Source organism: uncultured Actinobacillus sp. (assembly GCF_945915845.1).
GTDB lineage: Bacteria > Pseudomonadota > Gammaproteobacteria > Enterobacterales > Pasteurellaceae > Exercitatus.
The window spans coordinates 19,780-38,154 of the sequence record NZ_CAMEFX010000019.1; the positions used below are offsets into that span (position 1 = coordinate 19,780).

The 18,375-nt window shown below is 41.2% G+C and carries 16 protein-coding genes and 3 tRNA genes; 11 read left to right on the forward strand and 8 right to left on the reverse strand.

The window, feature by feature from the left end:
• Positions 1-17 precede the first annotated feature (17 nt).
• From Q0O89_RS06095 to Q0O89_RS06105, 3 genes are read right to left on the reverse strand one after another with little or no spacing between them, the layout of a single operon-like run.
• The gene (locus Q0O89_RS06095; protein WP_293730833.1) at positions 18-398 is read right to left on the reverse strand and encodes a SufE family protein; all 381 of its coding nucleotides are present in this window, start codon (positions 396-398) and stop codon (positions 18-20) included.
• Position 399: 1 nt separating this feature from the next.
• Positions 400-1,596 carry a cysteine desulfurase gene (locus Q0O89_RS06100; RefSeq protein ID WP_293730834.1) on the reverse strand — a complete coding sequence of 399 codons (1,197 nt, stop codon included), beginning with the start codon at positions 1,594-1,596 and terminating at the stop codon, positions 400-402.
• 5 nt (positions 1,597-1,601) lie between these two features.
• A complete protein-coding gene (locus Q0O89_RS06105) occupies positions 1,602-2,093 on the reverse strand; it encodes a thermonuclease family protein (RefSeq protein WP_293730835.1) in 492 nt (163 codons plus the stop codon).
• A 99-nt stretch (positions 2,094-2,192) separates the two neighbouring features.
• Between Q0O89_RS06105 and Q0O89_RS06110 the strand changes: the two genes are divergently transcribed.
• Genes Q0O89_RS06110 through Q0O89_RS06120 form a run of 3 tightly spaced genes read left to right on the forward strand, consistent with a single transcriptional unit; the run spans position 2,193 to position 4,671 of the window.
• Positions 2,193-2,624, forward strand: a complete 432-nt coding sequence (locus Q0O89_RS06110; RefSeq protein WP_293730836.1) for a CidA/LrgA family protein — start codon at positions 2,193-2,195, stop codon at positions 2,622-2,624.
• Positions 2,621-3,304, forward strand: coding sequence for a CidB/LrgB family autolysis modulator (locus Q0O89_RS06115; protein WP_293730837.1), 684 nt, complete (start codon positions 2,621-2,623; stop codon positions 3,302-3,304). The genes Q0O89_RS06110 and Q0O89_RS06115 overlap by 4 nt, the downstream gene beginning before the upstream one ends.
• A complete protein-coding gene (locus tag Q0O89_RS06120; protein ID WP_293730839.1) occupies positions 3,301-4,671 on the forward strand; it encodes an anti-phage deoxyguanosine triphosphatase in 1,371 nt (456 codons plus the stop codon). Before Q0O89_RS06115 ends, Q0O89_RS06120 begins: the two co-directional genes overlap by 4 nt.
• A gap of 27 nt (positions 4,672-4,698) precedes the next feature.
• Here Q0O89_RS06120 and Q0O89_RS06125 read toward each other — a convergent pair whose 3' ends face one another.
• Both Q0O89_RS06125 and argR read right to left on the reverse strand, forming a co-directional pair.
• The gene (locus Q0O89_RS06125; RefSeq protein WP_293730840.1) at positions 4,699-5,586 is read right to left on the reverse strand and encodes a TIGR01777 family oxidoreductase; all 888 of its coding nucleotides are present in this window, start codon (positions 5,584-5,586) and stop codon (positions 4,699-4,701) included.
• Positions 5,587-6,051, reverse strand: a complete 465-nt coding sequence (gene argR / locus Q0O89_RS06130) for a transcriptional regulator ArgR (RefSeq protein WP_293730841.1) — start codon at positions 6,049-6,051, stop codon at positions 5,587-5,589.
• A 212-nt stretch (positions 6,052-6,263) separates the two neighbouring features.
• On the opposite strand from argR, the gene mdh reads away from it, so the two are divergent.
• The gene (mdh, locus tag Q0O89_RS06135) at positions 6,264-7,202 is read left to right on the forward strand and encodes a malate dehydrogenase (RefSeq protein WP_293730842.1); all 939 of its coding nucleotides are present in this window, start codon (positions 6,264-6,266) and stop codon (positions 7,200-7,202) included.
• Between the two features lie 66 nt (positions 7,203-7,268).
• On the opposite strand, the gene prmB is transcribed toward mdh, so the two are convergent.
• Complete coding sequence (gene prmB, locus Q0O89_RS06140; protein ID WP_293730843.1) at positions 7,269-8,213, reverse strand: 50S ribosomal protein L3 N(5)-glutamine methyltransferase; 945 nt, start codon at positions 8,211-8,213, stop codon at positions 7,269-7,271.
• A 65-nt stretch (positions 8,214-8,278) separates the two neighbouring features.
• Here prmB and smrB point away from each other — a divergent pair, with 65 nt between their 5' ends.
• On the forward strand, positions 8,279-8,785 hold the full coding sequence (smrB, locus tag Q0O89_RS06145; RefSeq protein WP_293730844.1) for an endonuclease SmrB: 507 nt from the start codon (positions 8,279-8,281) through the stop codon (positions 8,783-8,785).
• Positions 8,786-9,117: 332 nt separating this feature from the next.
• Here smrB and Q0O89_RS06150 read toward each other — a convergent pair whose 3' ends face one another.
• Positions 9,118-10,053 (reverse strand): Kdo(2)-lipid IV(A) acyltransferase, encoded by a 936-nt coding sequence (locus Q0O89_RS06150; RefSeq protein WP_293730845.1) that lies wholly within the window; start codon positions 10,051-10,053, stop codon positions 9,118-9,120.
• 113 nt (positions 10,054-10,166) lie between these two features.
• On the opposite strand from Q0O89_RS06150, the gene hldE reads away from it, so the two are divergent.
• On the forward strand, positions 10,167-11,594 hold the full coding sequence (hldE, locus tag Q0O89_RS06155; RefSeq protein WP_293730846.1) for a bifunctional D-glycero-beta-D-manno-heptose-7-phosphate kinase/D-glycero-beta-D-manno-heptose 1-phosphate adenylyltransferase HldE: 1,428 nt from the start codon (positions 10,167-10,169) through the stop codon (positions 11,592-11,594).
• A 55-nt stretch (positions 11,595-11,649) separates the two neighbouring features.
• On the opposite strand, the gene Q0O89_RS06160 is transcribed toward hldE, so the two are convergent.
• Positions 11,650-13,014: a sodium-dependent transporter gene (locus Q0O89_RS06160; RefSeq protein ID WP_293730847.1), complete on the reverse strand. Its 1,365-nt coding sequence runs from the start codon at positions 13,012-13,014 to the stop codon at positions 11,650-11,652.
• A gap of 147 nt (positions 13,015-13,161) precedes the next feature.
• Between Q0O89_RS06160 and Q0O89_RS06165 the strand changes: the two genes are divergently transcribed.
• From Q0O89_RS06165 to Q0O89_RS06185, 5 genes are all read left to right on the forward strand, one after another.
• Positions 13,162-15,861, forward strand: a complete 2,700-nt coding sequence (locus tag Q0O89_RS06165) for a copper-translocating P-type ATPase (RefSeq protein WP_293730848.1) — start codon at positions 13,162-13,164, stop codon at positions 15,859-15,861.
• A gap of 99 nt (positions 15,862-15,960) precedes the next feature.
• Entirely contained in the window at positions 15,961-17,904 is a 1,944-nt protein-coding gene (locus tag Q0O89_RS06170; RefSeq protein WP_293730849.1) for an ABC transporter ATP-binding protein, read from the forward strand.
• A 152-nt stretch (positions 17,905-18,056) separates the two neighbouring features.
• Positions 18,057-18,133: transfer RNA gene (locus tag Q0O89_RS06175), tRNA-Arg, on the forward strand.
• 24 nt (positions 18,134-18,157) lie between these two features.
• Positions 18,158-18,233, forward strand: a tRNA-His gene (locus Q0O89_RS06180).
• Positions 18,234-18,238: 5 nt separating this feature from the next.
• Positions 18,239-18,315, forward strand: a tRNA-Pro gene (locus Q0O89_RS06185).
• Positions 18,316-18,375: the final 60 nt, after the last annotated feature.

Here is an 18,375-nt window from a genome sequence, read left to right on the forward strand (position 1 = left end):
TAAAAGATAAACAGCCCCTAGGCTAATGCACGTATTTTTTGCTCAATTTGCTTTAAACCATTTAGGCGGCTATCGCTCAAACGTTGCGCGATACCGAATTCATTAAATCGCGTTGTGATATCAAAATCTACTAAAGTATCAATGGATTTGCCATTGACTTCATGGATCAAAATCGCTAATAACCCATTCATAATGCGCGCTTCGCTGTAGGCGTTTAATTGTAAAGTGCGGTCGGGATTTAAGCTGATTTTTGCCCATAAGTTCACTTCACAACCTGAAATCGATTGCCATTGTGCTAATTCGCTTTCCGTAGGTTTTGTGAGGTTTTTCCCTAACTGAATGAGTTGACGATATTTTTCTTCCCAAGTTGGGGCATTTTTAATGGCTTCAATGTTCATTTTATTGTAATAAATCCAAGGTGTTGTCGAGTGCTGTAAAAAATCTTTCTAATTCTGCTTGCGTGTTATAAGGGGCGAAACTTAACCGCAATGTGCTAGCCACGCCTAAACGAGCTAAATAGGGCATGGCACAATGTACGCCGGTTCGTAAGGCAATCTGTTGTTCAGCTAGTAATGTGGCGATATCGGATGTAGCAATTTTCTCAAACACAAAACTTACCACGGAACTTGGCTGTGGGCTTTCAAACAAGCGGCAATTTGGATAATTTTTTAACCGCACTTTGGCGTGCTCTGCCAATTGAACCGCATGTTGTTCCCCTTGCTCAATATCCCATTTTTCCAACCATTCTAGCACAGCATTAAATCCGATAACCCCGGCAATATTGGGGGTACCTGCTTCTAGGCGGTAAGGTAAGTCGGCAAAATGAATACGCTCTTTTGAGACAAAATTCACCATTTTTCCACCGTAATTGAGCGGTTGTAATTGCTCAAGTGCGGTTAATTTTCCACTTAAAATACCAATGCCATTGGGCCCATAGATTTTATGGGCGGAAAAGGTGATAAAATCGGCATCCAGTTTTTGTAGGTCAATTTTAGTATGGCTAATGGCTTGTGCCGCATCCACTAAAACGAGTGCTGAGCTGTGTTGGCGAATAAGACGAATAAAATGGGCAATGGGTTGTTCTGCTCCTGTGACATTGGAAATAAAATTGAGTGCCACTACTTTTGTGCGAGCATTCAACGTGGATAGTAAGGCTTTTTCATCAATTAACCAATTATCTAATAAGGGTAAAACATGAATTTTTGTACCGCACTTTTTGGCGATTTCATGCCATGTGACAAAATTGGCATGATGATCGGCTTCGCTGATAATAATTTCATCATTCGCTTGAATAGACGGAATTAAGCCATGAGCCACGGTATTGATCCCTTGAGTGGTACCGCTTGTCCAGATGATTGTGTTGTCACTTTCTGCGTTAATAAGTTGACGTACTCTGGAACGCGCTTGTTCGTAAAGTGCGGTCTGTTTGGCATCATATTGACTACGATGCACTGAGCCTGCGGAGCAATAAAATTCCGTGGTAGCATCTATGAGTGCTTGCGGTTTTAGGGTTGTCGCCGCATTGTCTAAATACACCACCGCATCCGATTGCGTGAAATAAGGAAAGGCTAAGCGAAATTGTTCGTGATTAAACATGGTGACTATTCCTGAGTTTTACGTTTGTGGTGACGAAAATCGCTAGGATAAATAGGATTGGGATCTTGCCATAATCCTATTCTTTGCTGTTTCGCTTGATGTTGGGCGACTAAATATTCTTCGTGCTTCATATATTGGGTATAAGCCCAAGCCATGCCCAGTTTGACCATTTTTAAATTGATATTTTCCCCTTGCCGGTTATATACCGTTGCAATGATACGATGATAGCGATCATAGCCGGCAATGACTAAATGAACAGGGCGTTTGTGAATGAGTTGGGCAAGCGTTTGGCGTGATTTATTGCCAAATGCTTGAGATTTTTCAGGGGCATCGATTTCATTTAAGCGAACTTTAAGTTGTTTATGCTCTGTGGTTAAACAGGTAAAGGTATCGCCATCAGAAATTCCAACAACCAAACAATCTAAAGTACGTTGTGGCTGCGCATGGCAGGCAAAGGTGAAGAATACAAGTGAATAAAAAAGGAATTTTTTCAACATAATTTTGGTTTATATCAAATTTTTCTATTAAATTAGAGTAACAATTTTGGTATTTTTGGCGTAAAATATTTGTACAAAAATTCAAAAAAAGTTGAATCTATGAAGCTATCTAAATTATTCCAGAATACCTTCGAGTTAATCCGTTCCATTGCCATTTTATACTTAATGTTGTTTCTTGGCGAGTGGTTGACGAATTTAGTTCCTCTTGGTATCCCTGCCAGCATTGTTGGTTTGCTGATTTTATTCCTTTGTTTAACCACTCAAATTATTCGTGTGCATTGGATTTTTTTCGGGGCGAATTTGATTATTCGGTACATGGCAATTTTGTTTGTACCTGTGAGTGTCGGAATTATGAAATATTCTGACTTGTTGTTATCTCAAGCCAAGGCCTTACTCATTCCAAATTTTATTAGTTCGATGGTGACCTTAATTGTTGTCGGATTGTTAGGCGATTATCTCTTTTCTTTAAATTCATTTAAACATTTACGTAAGAAAGTGATTAAACGCCGGATTAAGGAGCAGAACGCATGATTTATCTTTTTTCGCTATTAACCATTGCCGCCTTTTTTATTGCCATACAAATTAATAAACGTTTACGTTCTATGTTATTGAATACCTTTGTTTTAACGGTGCTCATTTTGGTGGTATTACTGGTTGTGACAGATATTCCTTATGATACTTATATGCAAGGAAATGCGCCGTTAAATAATTTATTAGGCGTGAGTGTGGTGGCGTTGGCATTGCCGTTGTATGAACAATTGCGCCAAATTGCCGCACGCTGGCAAGCCATCTTAATGACGACAACCGTGGCTTCATTATTGGCAATGGCTTCAGGGGCGTTAATGGCAATTTTGCTCGGAGCCAATCCTGAAATTGTGGCAACGGTGATTTCTAAATCTGTGACGACACCGATTGCGATGGAAATTTCTCGTCATTTAGGTGGTGTACCGGCTGTTGCTGCAGTCGGTGTCGTCTTAGCCGGTTTACAAGGTTCCATGTTTGGCTATTTGATTTTGAAAAAATTACGGGTTAAAAATGCGGAAGCAACAGGGTTAGCCATTGGTTCAATGTCGCACGCTTTGGGCACGGTAACGGTGATGGAAGTGGATCAAAAAGCGGGGAGTTATAGTTCAATTTCTTTAGTGCTTTGTGGTATTATCAGCTCAATTCTTGCTCCATTTGTCTTTAAATTAATCTATTTTGCCTTATGACATTGTTAACGAATACACTTTTGATTAATAGCCGTTGGCTTGAGCGTTTTTTACCTGACCCCGCTCGTGAAAAAGATTTTCGTCCACCATTTCGCCGTGATCGCGCCAGAATTCTACATAGTGCGGCATTCCGTTGTTTACAAGCGAAAACTCAAATTCATGCTGTCGGTGAGAATGATTTTTTCCGCACACGCTTAACCCATTCTTTAGAAGTAGCTCAAATTGGTAGCAGTTTAACATCACAACTCAAATTTGCCGAAAGTTTCACCGCACTTTCAACTCAATTAAAACAAGATAAACAAGAATTACAACGTCAATTAAAACCCTTATTACCTAGCCCTGATTTAATTGAGGCCTTGTGTTTTGCTCATGATATTGGGCATCCGCCTTTTGGGCATGGTGGTGAAACGGCACTAAATGGAATGATGTGCAATCACGGTGGATTTGAAGGGAATGCACAAACTTTTCGAATTATCACCAAACTTGAGCCTTATACGCCTAATGCCGGTATGAATTTAACTCGCCGTACTATGTTAGGATTGGTTAAATATCCGGCTATTTTAGATGAAGCATCGCCACAATATTCCGCGTTATCCTTACCGGTGCATACGGATTCCCACAACTTACGTAGCATAGATTGGCGACCAAGCAAAGGATTATATCGAGATGATTTGGCGATGATGAATTGGTTGCTTGAGCCGTTGAATGAGACGGATCGTTGCCTTTTCACTTCTTTTGCCAAAGCGCGGTCAAAACCTGATGAGTTTTTGAAAACCAGATTTAAATCCTTGGATTGCAGTATTATGGAATTAGCGGATGATATTGCTTATGGTGTGCATGATTTAGAAGATGCTATTGTAGTGGGTATGATTACGCCAAGTTTGTGGCAAGTAGCCTATGATGAATTAAAACAATGTTCATCAGATTGGATGCGTGAACAGGTGGATCAACTGACGCAAAAATTATTTTCTGATTACCATTACGAACGTAAAAATGCCATTGGTGCCTTGGTGAATTATTTTATTACCCATGTTCGTTGGAAATTGAGCGCGGATTTTGCAGATCCTTTATTGCGTTATAACGCAGAGTTACCAGAGGATGTGATTTGCGTGTTAAATATTTTAAAGGCTTTTGTGTTCAAATATGTCATTCGAGATGTGGAAACTCAACGTATTGAATATAAAGGGCAGCGTATTTTAACGGAAATGTTCCAAATTTTTGATAGCGATCCAACACGCTTATTACCTCGAAATACCGTGAATCGTTGGTTGAATGCGACAGAACAAGGTAAAAAACGCGTGATTTGCGATTATATGGCAGGAATGTCCGATGCTTATGCCTTGAAAGTTTACAAGCAACTTTCTTAGTGGCGGCTAGTGAAAGATAAACAGATCCTAATTTATATTCGCACGAAGCCAGTCTTCAAAATGTTCAAACTCGAATTGAAACCCCATTTCTTGTAATTTTTGCGGCTTGGCGTTTTGGCTGTCTAACACCAAGCAGGCACGTTCACCGAGCAGTAAATTTAGTATAAAGGCAGGAATAGCCATAAAGTGCGGTCGGTTTAGATGTAATCCTAAATGTCGATTGAATTCCGTATTACGAATAGGATTAGGTGCGCAAAGATTAAATGCGCCCTGACATTTTTCATGCCTGACTAGAAAATCAATCGCGTTGATCATATCTGATAAGGCAATCCAAGGCATAAATTGCTGTCCATCACCTAATTTCCCACCTAAACCCCAACGATAAAATGGGTAAATTTTTGCTAGCGCGCCACCTGATAAATCCAACGGCATTCCTGTGCGCAATAAACACACGCGTGTATTGGCTTGTAATGCACTTTGTTCCCATTGAGCGCAAATCCGGCCTGTAAAACTTGTGCTATTGTGGGATATTTCTGTTAATTTTTGTTCGCCACCATGACCATAAAAACCAGTGGCAGATGCGGAAATAAATACCTTTGGCGGTCGAGCGCTTTGGTTAATAAGTGTGGTCAATTTTTGGGTTAAATGGAGACGACTTTGCCAAAGAGTGGATTTTCTTTTGGCTGTCCAAGGTTGATCAAAAATTGGTTCACCTGCCAAATTAACCACCGCATCAAATTCATTCAGGTTAGAAAAAACATCCAGATTTTCTACCGCACTTATCGCATGTTGGAAAAGCTTTTCTGCCTTTTTGGGGTTGCGTGAAAGGACGGTAATTTGATGATTATCGGCAAGCCACTTTTGAGTTAATGCTTTGCCGATAAACCCTGTTGCACCTGTGATGAGAATGTTCATTTAAAGGGAGCTTTCAAAAAGTTGTTGTACATTGATCATTAATTGCTCGATAGAGGTTCCCTTGGTTGGGGTGATAAAAATGGTATCATCGCCTGCAATGGTTCCTAAAATACCATCCGCTTTTCCAACTGAGTCAAGCAAGCGAGCAATAAGTTGTGCCGCACCCGGGCTGGTTTTAACCACAATAAGCAAATCATTATAGTCAATATCTAATACGAGATTTTTTAGTGGACTACTGGTATTCGGTACGCTTAATTCATTGGGTAAGCAATAGACCATTTCCATTCGTGTGTTTCTGGTACGAATAGCACCAAATTTGGTCAACATTCGTGATACTTTGGATTGGTTGATATTACTAAAACCTAAATCCTGTAAAGCTGCAACGATTTCGCTTTGAGAGCCAAAACGTTCTTGAGCTAATAATTCTTTGAAAGCATTTAATAAGCTATCGGTTTTCTCTGTCATAAAAATTCCTTATACAAAGTGCATAAACTTTGCATAAAGTTTGCATAAAAATGCAGAAATATGCAATGGAATTTTGATTTTGTTTTGACATGGTAAATAAAAAATTTGACCTAGATCGCAAAATTCATATTTCCTATTTGAAATTAGGTGAAATCATCCGTAAACTTATAACCCATTCAAGTTATTTAGATTTATGTAGCAAGGAGAGTCCTATGAAAGTAACTGTATTAGGTGCAGCGGGTGGCATCGGTCAACCATTATCTTTATTATTAAAATTAAATCTTCCTGCTGGAAGCGAATTAAGTTTATATGATGTTGCACCATTTACCCCTGGTGTTGCGAAAGATGTTAGCCATATCCCGACGGATGTTAAAGTAGAAGGTTTTTCAGGCGATGATTTAGGTAAAGCCTTGGTGGGTGCTGATGTTGTGTTGATTCCTGCCGGTGTGGCACGTAAACCGGGCATGACACGTGCCGATTTATTTAATATTAATGCAGGTATTGTCCGTGATTTAGTGGCAAAAGCAGCGGAAGTTTGTCCTAATGCTCGTATTGGTATTATCACGAACCCAGTGAATGCGACTGTTCCGATTGCAGCAGAAGTATTGAAAAAAGCCGGGGTTTACGATAAACGTAAATTATTTGGCGTGACGACGTTAGATGTGATCCGTTCAGAAACCTTTATTGCGGAATTAAAAAATACTGAATTGCGTTCAGGTTCAGTGAGTGTAATCGGTGGACACTCCGGTACCACAATTTTGCCATTGTTATCACAAGTTCAGCATGTTGAATTTAGCGACGAAGAAATTAAATCATTAACTTATCGTATCCAAAATGCGGGTACGGAAGTGGTTGAAGCAAAAGCCGGCGCAGGTTCTGCAACTTTATCAATGGCTTATGCAGCAATGCGTTTTGCCGTTGCTCTAGTTCGCGCTGCACAAGGTGAAAATGTAACGATTTGTTCTTATGTGGAAGGTGATGGTCAATTTGCACCATTCTTTGCACAACCGGTGCGTTTAGGCAAAGAAGGTGTGGAGGAATTCTTACCATTAGGTCCATTAAGTGCCTTTGAACAAGCCGCATTAGATGAAATGTTACCTATTTTACGTACAGAAATCGAAAATGGCGTAAAATTCATTAGTGAAGCATAATTAGATGCGGTTATAGAACTTATAGAAAAAGTGCGGTGAGATCTACCGCACTTTTTTTAGGATTAATTAACAGAATAAATCTCGATATTCTTCTAACTGTGCTTTGGTTAAGCTAAATACGCCTACGCCGCCATTTTTTAACTCAACCCAATTAAAAGGCACATCTGGGTATTGCTCGATTAAATGTACCATGCTATTGCCTACTTCACATACCAGTACGCCATTATCATTGAGATAATCTGCTGCATGAGCGAGAATTTGTTTTGTGATATCCAAACCGTCATAACCTGAGCCAAGTGCCAGTTCGGGCTCAAAATGAAATTCTTCAGGCATATCGCTGAGATCTTCTAAATCGACATAAGGTGGATTGGTCACAATAAGATCGTATTTGTCACCAATGAGGTTGCTGAATAGATCAGATTGTAATGGAAAGACGCGATCTTGCATGCCATGACGCTCAATATTGATTTCAGCAACATTTAAAGCATCAAAGGATAAATCCACCGCATCCACTTCCGCATTCGGGAATTTGTCTGCGCAAGCAATGGCAATGCAACCACTGCCTGTACAGAGATCTAAAATACGTGTTGGGTTGTGGTGTAATAGCCCTCGGAAGCTGTCTTCAATGAGTGCGCTGATAGGTGAACGTGGCACAATAACGCGTTCATCCACATAAAACTCTAATCCACAGAACCATGCACTGTTAACTAAATAGGCAACAGGAACACGTTTTGCCAAGCGTTCGGTCACCAAACCAACTAATAATTGTTTTTCCGATAAGGTTAAGCGTGTATCGAATAGATTATCCGGTAAATCCATTGGTAATTCTAAACCTGTTAACACCAAATGCAGGCTTTCATCCCAAGCGTTATCTTGACCATGGCCATAATAAATATCAGAACGATTAAAATTGCTAAAGGTCCAGCGAAGGAAATCTTTAATGGTTTGTAGGCTATTAGGTACATCATCTGAAGCGATAAGTTCAATAAGTTCTTGGTTGTGTGTTGTCATAGATATGTCCTTAAAAAGACGAAAGAATTTATGCTATTATACGTCAAAACGAAAAGGAATGCAGAATGTTAAACGATGAAGATATCGCCTTATTTCGAGAAAATATTCAAGGCACGAAGAAAATTAAACAAGACACTTTTGTGGCGAAACGCTTAGTCAATACAAAGAAAAAATCTGAACAACGTGAAATTCGTGAAAAACAAGATACTTTATTTTATTTTTCCGATGAATATGAACCCTTGTTAGATGAAGAAAGTGCGGTGAAATATTTGCGCGAAAATGAAGACAGCTATTTATTAAAACAACTTCGCCGCGGCGATTTTTCCCCTGACTTATTTTTAGATTTACATGGGTTAACCCGTGAGCAAGCTAAACAAGAATTAGCAAGTTTGTTGCAGGCTTGTGTGGATGAACATATTTATTGCGCTAGCATTATGACAGGTTATGGTACTTTTACGCTCAAAAAGCAAATTCCGCGTTGGTTAGTTCAACATCCAAGAGTTCGTGCTTTGCATCAAGCTCCAAAAGAATGGGGCGGCGATGCGGCAATTTTGATTTTAGTAGATGTTTAATTGATGTATAAATATATATGAAAAAGCCGTGATTAACACGGCTTTATTTGTTATAATCCTTTTCACGCTACTGGTAGGCTCGGTGTCGGGCTATGTCGGTAGCCTGTGAGCCTAAATCATCCTTAGTAGCGTTAAGGAGGCTTACGAATGAAAAGATTTTTAGCATTGCTAATTTTCCTTGCTGCAGTTGGTGCAGCGATTGAAATATTCACTCTATTTCAATTACTAGAATATCTAGCTTCGTAAGTGGCAAGCAAGGGGCGGCGTAGTGAACTGCCCCGACTTCTATATATTACGCGGTTAATGAGAAATTGTCTATCTCTGTGTGGATTTTAATTATACAAACTTGGCGCATTTTCATCGGGGCGCGTTTTAAAACGGCGGTGTAACCACATATATTGTTCAATTCCTTGCATAATTTCTTTTTCTACCACTTTATTCATTCGTATTGCAATGTCGGTTTCATTGCTTAAATCACTAAAATCCACTGCGGGTGAAATTCTCACCGTGTAGCCTGTACCATCCTGATTGCGTAAAGGCGCAAAGGGTATCACTTTAGTATCAGGGGCTGAACGAAGTAAAAAGTAAGATCCTGTCGTTGTGGCGGCATCCGGTACAGCAAAAAATGGCACAAATACCGCATTTTTTCGTCCGTAATCATGATCCGGTGCATACCAAATGGTTTCTTTGTTTTTTAATGCTTTGATCATGCCGCGTAAATCTTTGCGATCCAACATATCTTTATTGGAGCGCAAACGTCCCCAAACTTGAAGCCAGTTTAAAATGGGGTTGTCATTGGGACGGTAAACACCAATACCTTGGTGATGAATACCGACAATTCGTGCGCCCAGTTCAAGGGTAAGAAAATGTACGCCCACAAACAAAATACCATTATTGGGATACGCTTTAAGGTGTTCCAGACCTTCTATTTTAGACCATTTTTTGATTCGGCGATCTGACCAAAACCATGCCATGCCTGTTTCAATAATCGCCATGCCAACAGATTGGAGATTTTCCTGCAAAATATGCTCTCGTTGACTTTCGGGCATTTCAGGAAAGGCTAATTCTAAATTACGGCGTGCAATTTTGGCACGTTTTTTCCCCACTTTTAATCGGCTAAACAATGCTCCAAGCCCTTTGCCGATATGGCGTAAAATGGGATAAGGCAAACATAAAATAAGCCAAAATAAACCAACAGCGAGCCAAAACCCCCAATGTTTAGGGTGAAGATAGGATTTTTTAAATTGTGGTAAATGATTTTTAGACATTGTGATACATCCATTTTAAAGTGCGGTTAGTTTAACGCAAATTTTGAGAAAACTTAAGAAAAGCCTGATGTACTATGGTAAAATCAGGCTAAATTTTTCTATAAGGATAGTTTATGGCTCAGTATTCTGCTCAATTTCCTACTGCCAAAGTGCTTGTGCTTGGTGATGTTATGCTTGATCGTTATTGGTTTGGTGCTACTAATCGAATTTCTCCTGAAGCCCCTGTACCCGTAGTTCGTGTACAAGAGAATGAAGAGCGTGCCGGTGGCGCGGCGAATGTGGCAATGAACATTGCTTCGTTGAATGTACCTGTGCAGTTGTTAGGGTTAACGGGTAATGATGAAGCAGGTTCGGCATTAACAACATTACTCGAGAATGAGAAAATTCATTGCGATTTTGTGAAATTAGATACCCACCCGACAATTACGAAGCTGCGTATTTTATCTCGTCATCAACAATTGTTACGTCTTGATTTTGAAGAAAATTTTAATAATATTCATAGCGAAAGTTTACTCGAAAAATTAAAAAGTGCGGTAAAAAATGTCGGGGCTTTAATCCTGTCTGATTATGGTAAAGGGACGCTAAATGATGTTCAACAAATGATTCAGATTGCGCGTAAAGCCAATGTGCCGATTTTAATTGATCCAAAAGGGACGGATTTTGAACGTTATCGTGGTGCAACCTTATTGACCCCGAATATGTCCGAATTTGAAGCGGTAGTGGGTAAGTGTGAATGTGAAGAAGATATTGTTGCAAAAGGTCTGAAAATGATTTCGGATTTTGATTTGACCGCACTTTTAGTGACGCGTTCAGAAAAAGGAATGACATTATTGCGTCCAAATCAGCCGGCTTTTCATTTACCAACCGAAGCCAAAGAGGTTTATGATGTAACGGGGGCGGGTGATACCGTTATTTCTGTATTGGCAACAGCATTGGCAGACGGTCGTTCATTAGAAGAATCTTGTTATTTGGCTAATGTGGCCGCCGGTATTGTAGTGGGTAAATTGGGAACCTCAACGGTTTCAAATGTTGAATTGGAGCATGCAATTCATGGTAGAACCACAACAGGATTTGGCATTATGACAGAATCCGAACTCAAAAGTGCGGTGCAATTAGCCAAAGATCGTGGTGAAAGAATTGTTATGACGAATGGTTGTTTCGATATTTTACACCCAGGACATGTTTCTTACTTAGAAAATGCTCGTAAGTTAGGGGATCGTTTAATTGTTGCTGTAAATTCTGATGCTTCGGTAAAACGTTTAAAAGGTGAAACAAGACCAATTAATGACTTGAATAATCGTATGGCGGTATTAGCAGGATTAGCTTCAGTGGACTGGTTAGTGGCGTTTAATGAAGATACGCCACAACGTTTGATTGGCGAAGTTTTACCTGACTTACTCGTTAAAGGCGGCGATTATAAACCGGAAGAGATTGCGGGCTCAAAAGAAGTGTGGGCAAATGGCGGTGATGTTCAGGTGCTTAACTTTGAAAATGGCTGTTCAACCAGTAATGTGATTAAGAAAATTCAAGAATTAGGTTAATTTTTGAAGCATTTTATCGAATTAAAAGCCCGAGCGTAAAAACTCGGGCTTTTGCTTACATGAGATTACTCACAAAAATCACAATAATGATGAGTGGCACAACGTATTTGACGTAGTTAAACCAAATTGTGGTGAACGTAGAATTTGGCGTATCTGACAGTTCTTGTTTGGCTTTGTCTTTTAACACAAATCCCACAAAAATAGCACAGCCAAGTGCGGTTAATAAAAAGAGAATATTGCCGCTGAGATAGTCGAAGAAATCGAAAATACTCATCCCAAATGGGCGAATATCTTTCAACATATTATCACTCAATACCGCCGGAATATTACCTAACACAAAAATGCTACCAAGGGTGAGCAGAATCGCTTTACCGCGGCGCATACGTAATTTTTCTTGTAGCGCGGTGATAATCACTTCATAAATAGTGATGGACGTAGTGAGTGCGGCGATAAGGAGTAATCCAAAGAACACAACGGCAAAGAATGTACCGAAAGGTAAATGGGAAAATACGATAGGCAAACTTTGGAATACTAAAGTCGGGCCTGAGTTTGGTGCGATACCGAAGCTGAATAATGACGGAAAAATCATAAAGCCGGCCAGTACAGCGATAATGGTGTTGGTGAACCCTGTAATCACAGCGGTTTGGATCAGATTTTCTTCTTTGCTGAGATAGCTTGATAAGGTGATTAATACGCCAAAACCAAGACTTAAGGCGAAGAAAACTTGTCCTAAGACTTTGATGAAAAGTTCCGCTGAAATTTTGCTGAAATCAGGTTTGAGATAATAAGTAATGCCTTCTATTGCCCCCGGTAAGGTGATATTGCGAATCACCATGCCAATTAAGAAGATAAATAAGAGTGGCATCAAATATTTTACCGAGCGTTCAATACCGCCGATAATACCTTTAGCAAGAATAATGTAGTTTGCGGCTACAAAAATAAAGGTGTAAATGGCGATTTGTAATGGGCTATTGCCAATGCTGAGATCGTAGAATTCTTTTGCGGTGTCTTTTGTAATTGGCGTTGAAATATCTAGGCTGCCACTAATTAGGCTTACAATGTAGTTCATTACCCAACCACCTAATACCATGTAATAACCCATGATAATAAAAGAGCCGGCTAATCCCATATAACCGAGAATTTTCCACCATTTTGAAATGCCTTTATCTTGTAATTTATCGCCAAACGCATCGATAGAGTTGACGCGTAAACGGCGACCGATCACATTTTCCACTAAGATCATGGGAATTCCGATGACAAACATGGCGAGACAGAATAGCAATACGTACGCGCCACCGCCGTTTTCGCCTACGAGATAAGGAAAGCGCCAAGTTGCGCCAAAGCCGACAGTTGCCCCGGCTACCGTCATAATATAAGTCAATTTGCTGGACCAAGTTTGGCGTTCTTGTTTTTGTGTCATGGTTATAGTCCGTGATGTTTTATCGTAAATGTAAAAAAGAGCCGTATTTTACTCTTACTTTAGTAAAAAGCCAAATTCACGCATTGCTTGACCTTGTCCTTGGGGTAAGGTTTATGATAGCAACCGTTATAAATCAACAGGAGAAAGATGATGACAGTGACTATTTTAGCTTTAAAAGACTTATCTTGTGGGCATTGCGTGAAATCCGTGACAGCTGTGTTAGAGCAACTTGATGGCGTTGAACAGGTGCAAGTGACCTTGCATTTTGCGAAAGTGATGGGGGACGTGAGTGCGCAACATTTAATTGATGCTATTGTTGCCGCAGGCTACGGCGCAGAATTGGCCCAGCCTGATTTTGAGCTGGCGTTATCGGGATTAAATTGCGGGCATTGTATTAAATCCACAGAAAAAGCCTTAAGTGCGGTGGAAAATATAGATGTTTTTGAGGTCAGCAAAACTTCAGCCAAAATTTATGGTTCAGCGGATCCACAAGCGGCGATCGCTGCCATTATTGCCGCAGGCTTTGAGGCGCATTTTGTGAATGAAAGCCCAAAGTCTGAACTACCGACACCATTAGCGGTGTTGCCTTCGTCTGGGTCGGTAGTGTTAGAACAAGAGATAAAACCCGCTTCAGCCAAGAGTGATAAGAGTATTTCGTTACTGTTGGATGGGTTGACCTGTGCCGCTTGTGTATTGAAAGTTGAGCGTGCGTTACAGGGTGTTGAAGGCGTGGAAAGTGTTAGCGTGAATTTAGCGGAGCAAACGGCTTTTGTGACAGGGGATGTTGACGCTCAACGCTTGGTACAACAAGTTATTCAAGCCGGTTACGGGGCTGAAATCATTGAAGATGAAAAAACAAGCCGAGAAAAACAACAAGCACAAGCCAAACAGGAAATTCAACGCCGTCAATGGCAATCTATTGTGGCGTTAGTGGTTGGGTTTGGTTTGTTGTTTTGGGGCTTGGCAGGCGGTCAGACGCAGGCCACCGCAGATAATCGCTTAAATTGGCTGGCAGTCGGTTTGGTGACTCTTGCGGTGATGATCTTTACCGGGGGACATTTTTATCAACGCGCCTTTAAAAATTTGTTAAACAAAACAGCGACTATGGATACCTTAGTGGCACTAGGAACGGGAGCCGCTTGGTTGTTTTCCATGGCGGTGACATTAGCCCCTGAGATTTTCCCCGAAAGCGGGCGACATCTTTATTTTGAGAGTAGCGCGATGATTATTGGCTTGATCAACGTAGGGAAAATGTTAGAAGCGAAGGCAAAACAGCGTTCGTCTAAAGCCTTAGAGCGTTTGTTGGATTTAACGCCGAAAACCGCGAAAGTGGTGGATGAGCAGGGGATGCATGAGATTCCTTTAAGTCAAGTGCAACAAGGGATGACCTTACGTCTGCAAACAGGCGATCGCGTTTCGGTTGATGGCATTGTGACGGAAGGATCGCTTTGGATTGATGAAAGTATGTTGACTGGCGAACCTTTGCCTGTGCAAAAAAATCCAGGGGATAAAGTCAGTGCAGGGACAGTGGTGACAGATGGTGCGGCGTTATTTCAAGCGGAGCAAATCGGTAATCAAACGCTGTTGGCGAATATTATTAAGTTGGTTCGTCAAGCGCAAAGCAGCAAGCCGCAATTAGGGCAATTGGCGGACAAAATCGCCGCTATTTTTGTGCCGATTGTGGTGGCAATCGCGTTGCTTGTGGCGTTGATTTGGTATGGCGTAACGCAAGATATTTCTTACGCATTTATGGTGTTAACAACGGTGTTGATCATTGCTTGTCCTTGTGCCTTAGGGCTGGCGACCCCCATGTCGATTATTGCGGGCGTTGGGCGTGCCGCGGAGTTGGGTATTTTGGTGCGTGATGCGGATGCCTTACAAAAAGCAGCCGGTGCAGATACCCTTGTTTTTGATAAAACGGGCACGTTGACGAAAGGTGAGCCTAAAGTCACCGCACTTTATACCTTTGGCGACATGACGCAAGAAAGTGCGGTGCGTTTGGCGGCTGGTTTAGAACAGGGGGCTAATCACCCTTTGGCAAAGGCGATTTTGGCGTTAAATGACGGCGTTGCTGAAAAGGTTACTGAGTTTCGTACTTTGAAAGGATTAGGCATAACCGGCGTTATTCAAGGAAAAAATATTGCTTTAGGCAACCGCACTTTAATGACGCAATTTGCCGTTTCTCTCGATGCCGCGGAGCCATTGTTTCAACAAGAAAGCGAGAAAGGGGCGACAGTGGTGTTTTTAAGTGTGGAAAATCAGCTGGCAGCTATTTTTGCCATTCGGGATCCTTTGCGAGAAGACAGCGCACAAGCTTTGCAACGTTTGGCATCTCAAGGCTATCAGTTGGTGATGTTAACGGGGGATCAAGAAAAAACCGCACAAGCCATCGCCGCGGAATTGGGTATTCACCAAGTCATTGCAGGCGTATTGCCGGCGGGTAAAGCGCAGGCGATTCAACAGCTTCAAGCTCAAGGGCGCAAAGTTGTGATGGTGGGGGATGGTATTAATGATGCCCCTGCTTTAGCGCAAGCTGATGTGAGTATTGCGATGGGATCAGGGAGCGATATTGCCATTGAAACGGCGGAGTTAACCTTAATGCGTCATAGTATGCAGGCGGTGGCGGACGCACTGAGTTTATCAAAAGGCACATTGCGCAATATGAAACAAAATCTCTTTTTTGCCTTTGTTTATAATAGCTTAGGTATTCCACTGGCAGCAGGCTTATTTTATCCCTTGTTCGGTTGGTTGCTTAATCCAATGATCGGTGGTGCGGCGATGGCGTTTTCTTCCATTACCGTAGCAAGTAATGCAAATCGATTGTTGAAATTTATACCAAAGCAATAAGTGCTGAAAAAATAAAGTGCGGTCAGAAAAATTCTCGTTTTTTCGACCGCACTTTTGTTATAAGATCGCACACAATTTTTCTAACAGAATTTGAGAATTATGGCACTAATTAGTTTAACCAATGGATACCTTTCTTTTAGTGATGCCCCTTTATTAGATCACGCTGATTTACATATTGAAGCGAACGAACGCGTTTGTTTGGTCGGGCGCAATGGCGCGGGGAAATCTACCTTGCTGAAAATTTTGGCCGGGGATGTGATTATGGATGACGGGAAATTACAATTTGAGCGCGATTTAGTGGTTTCGCGTTTGGAACAGGATCCGCCACGTCATGCGGAAGGCAATGTATTTGATTATGTGGCGGAAGGCATTGGGCATTTATCCGATTTGCTCAAAGAATATCATCATATTTCCACCGCACTTGAAACGGATTACAGCGAAAATTTGTTGAACCAATTATCGCAAGTGCAAGCCAAGCTGGAGCATGAAAATGGCTGGCAGTTTGAAAATAAAATTAAGGAAGTGTTAGGTAAATTAGCCTTAAACCCGAACACCTTGCTTTCAGATCTTTCAGGCGGCTGGTTGCGTAAAGCCGCATTAGCACGAGCGTTGGTTTGCGATCCGGATGTGTTGTTATTGGATGAACCGACAAACCATTTGGATGTAGAAGCTATTGAGTGGTTGGAAGAATTTTTGTTGGGCTTTGACGGAAGTATTGTCTTTATTTCGCACGACCGTTCTTTCATCCGCAAGATGGCAACGCGTATTGTGGATTTAGATCGTGGGCAGTTGGTGTCTTACTCGGGAGATTATGACACCTATTTGACCACAAAAGAGGAAAACTTACGGGTTGAAGCCTTACAAAATGAATTGTTTGATAAAAAATTAGCCCAAGAGGAAGTGTGGATCCGTCAAGGGATTAAAGCAAGACGAACACGTAATGAAGGGCGGGTTCGCGCATTAAAAGCCTTGCGCGAAGAACGCCGTCAGCGTAGAGAAGTGTTGGGAACGGCTAAATTGCAATTAGATACTTCAAGCCGTTCAGGTAAGATTGTGTTTGAAGTGGAAAATGCCAGCTATGAAATTGAAGGCAAAAAATTGTTGTCGAACTTTAGTACAACAATTTTGCGCGGGGACAAAATTGCTTTGGTTGGACCGAATGGCTGTGGGAAAACCACATTTATTAAGTTGTTGCTTGAGCAGTTAAAACCAACGGAAGGCTCTATTCGTTGCGGAACCAAATTAGATATTGCTTATTTTGATCAATATCGTGTCGATCTCGATCCTGAAAAAACGGTGATGGATAATGTGGCGGACGGAAAACAAGATATTGAAGTCAATGGGGTAAAACGTCATGTATTGGGCTATTTGCAAGACTTTTTATTTCCGCCTAAACGCGCGATGACCCCTGTTAAAGCACTTTCGGGTGGTGAGCGTAATCGGTTGTTGTTGGCGAAGTTGTTGTTAAAGCCGAATAATTTGTTAATTTTAGACGAACCGACTAATGATTTGGATGTGGAAACCTTGGAGTTGTTAGAGGAAATTTTAGCCGATTACCAGGGGACGTTATTGATCGTGAGTCACGATCGTCAATTTATTGATAATGTTGCAACTGAATGTTATATGTTTGAAGGAAATGGTGTACTGAATAAATATGTGGGCGGTTTCTTTGATGCGAAACAACAGCAAGCCAATGTGTTGGCAACAAAAGAGGTTGATGATGTCAAACAGAAAAGAATAGTTGAAAATGAGAGTAAAGAGAAAGTCGTTTCTCAACCTACGCGTCAATCAAATCGTCAACGAATGGTAAAACTTTCTTATAAAGAAGAGCGAGAATTAGAGCAGTTGCCGCAGTTATTAGAAAAATTGGAAGAAAATTTGACCGCACTTCAAGATGAAGTGAGTAATCCGGCATTTTTTGAACAATCTCATGAATATACTTCGGCTAAATTACAAGAATTGGCAGAAAAAGAACAAGAATTGGAATCGGCATTTTTGCGCTGGGAAGAATTAGAAGCCAAGAAAAATCAATCTGGAAACTAAAAAACAGTCAGAAAAATATGAATTTTTCACCAAATTGAACAAATTTAAGGCGAGCGATCTATTTTGTAAAAAAAAATGTAAAAAAGTGCTAGACAAGGATGTCGGAAATCATTAATATACGCCCCCGTTGCGACGCACTAATGAAATGTAACGCGTTCGTAGCTCAGTTGGATAGAGCGTTGGCCTCCGGAGCCAAAGGTCGCAAGTTCGAATCTTGTCGAGCGCGCCAGGTTAATGCAATATCAACGAGATGGTGGCTATAGCTCAGTTGGTAGAGCCCTGGATTGTGATTCCAGTTGTCGTGGGTTCGAGTCCCATTAGCCACCCCATCTATCGGCGAGTAGCGCAGCTTGGTAGCGCAACTGGTTTGGGACCAGTGGGTCGTAGGTTCAAATCCTATCTCGCCGACCAATTTATTTTGCTCTTTAACAATTTATCAGACAATCTGTGTGGGCACTTGTGAGAATTCGT

Excerpts from the sequence above, each read along its gene's own strand:
- Q0O89_RS06095 (WP_293730833.1), bottom strand. The coding sequence starts at position 398 with ATGAACATTGAAGCCATTAAAAATGCCCCAACTTGGGAAGAAAAATAT.
- Q0O89_RS06100 (WP_293730834.1), bottom strand. The coding sequence starts at position 1,596 with ATGTTTAATCACGAACAATTTCGCTTAGCCTTTCCTTATTTCACGCAA.
- Q0O89_RS06105 (WP_293730835.1), bottom strand. The coding sequence starts at position 2,093 with ATGTTGAAAAAATTCCTTTTTTATTCACTTGTATTCTTCACCTTTGCC.
- Q0O89_RS06110 (WP_293730836.1), top strand. The coding sequence starts at position 2,193 with ATGAAGCTATCTAAATTATTCCAGAATACCTTCGAGTTAATCCGTTCC.
- Q0O89_RS06115 (WP_293730837.1), top strand. The coding sequence starts at position 2,621 with ATGATTTATCTTTTTTCGCTATTAACCATTGCCGCCTTTTTTATTGCC.
- Q0O89_RS06120 (WP_293730839.1), top strand. The coding sequence starts at position 3,301 with ATGACATTGTTAACGAATACACTTTTGATTAATAGCCGTTGGCTTGAG.
- Q0O89_RS06125 (WP_293730840.1), bottom strand. The coding sequence starts at position 5,586 with ATGAACATTCTCATCACAGGTGCAACAGGGTTTATCGGCAAAGCATTA.
- argR (WP_293730841.1), bottom strand. The coding sequence starts at position 6,051 with ATGACAGAGAAAACCGATAGCTTATTAAATGCTTTCAAAGAATTATTA.
- mdh (WP_293730842.1), top strand. The coding sequence starts at position 6,264 with ATGAAAGTAACTGTATTAGGTGCAGCGGGTGGCATCGGTCAACCATTA.
- prmB (WP_293730843.1), bottom strand. The coding sequence starts at position 8,213 with ATGACAACACACAACCAAGAACTTATTGAACTTATCGCTTCAGATGAT.
- smrB (WP_293730844.1), top strand. The coding sequence starts at position 8,279 with ATGTTAAACGATGAAGATATCGCCTTATTTCGAGAAAATATTCAAGGC.
- Q0O89_RS06150 (WP_293730845.1), bottom strand. The coding sequence starts at position 10,053 with ATGTCTAAAAATCATTTACCACAATTTAAAAAATCCTATCTTCACCCT.
- hldE (WP_293730846.1), top strand. The coding sequence starts at position 10,167 with ATGGCTCAGTATTCTGCTCAATTTCCTACTGCCAAAGTGCTTGTGCTT.
- Q0O89_RS06160 (WP_293730847.1), bottom strand. The coding sequence starts at position 13,014 with ATGACACAAAAACAAGAACGCCAAACTTGGTCCAGCAAATTGACTTAT.
- Q0O89_RS06165 (WP_293730848.1), top strand. The coding sequence starts at position 13,162 with ATGATGACAGTGACTATTTTAGCTTTAAAAGACTTATCTTGTGGGCAT.
- Q0O89_RS06170 (WP_293730849.1), top strand. The coding sequence starts at position 15,961 with ATGGCACTAATTAGTTTAACCAATGGATACCTTTCTTTTAGTGATGCC.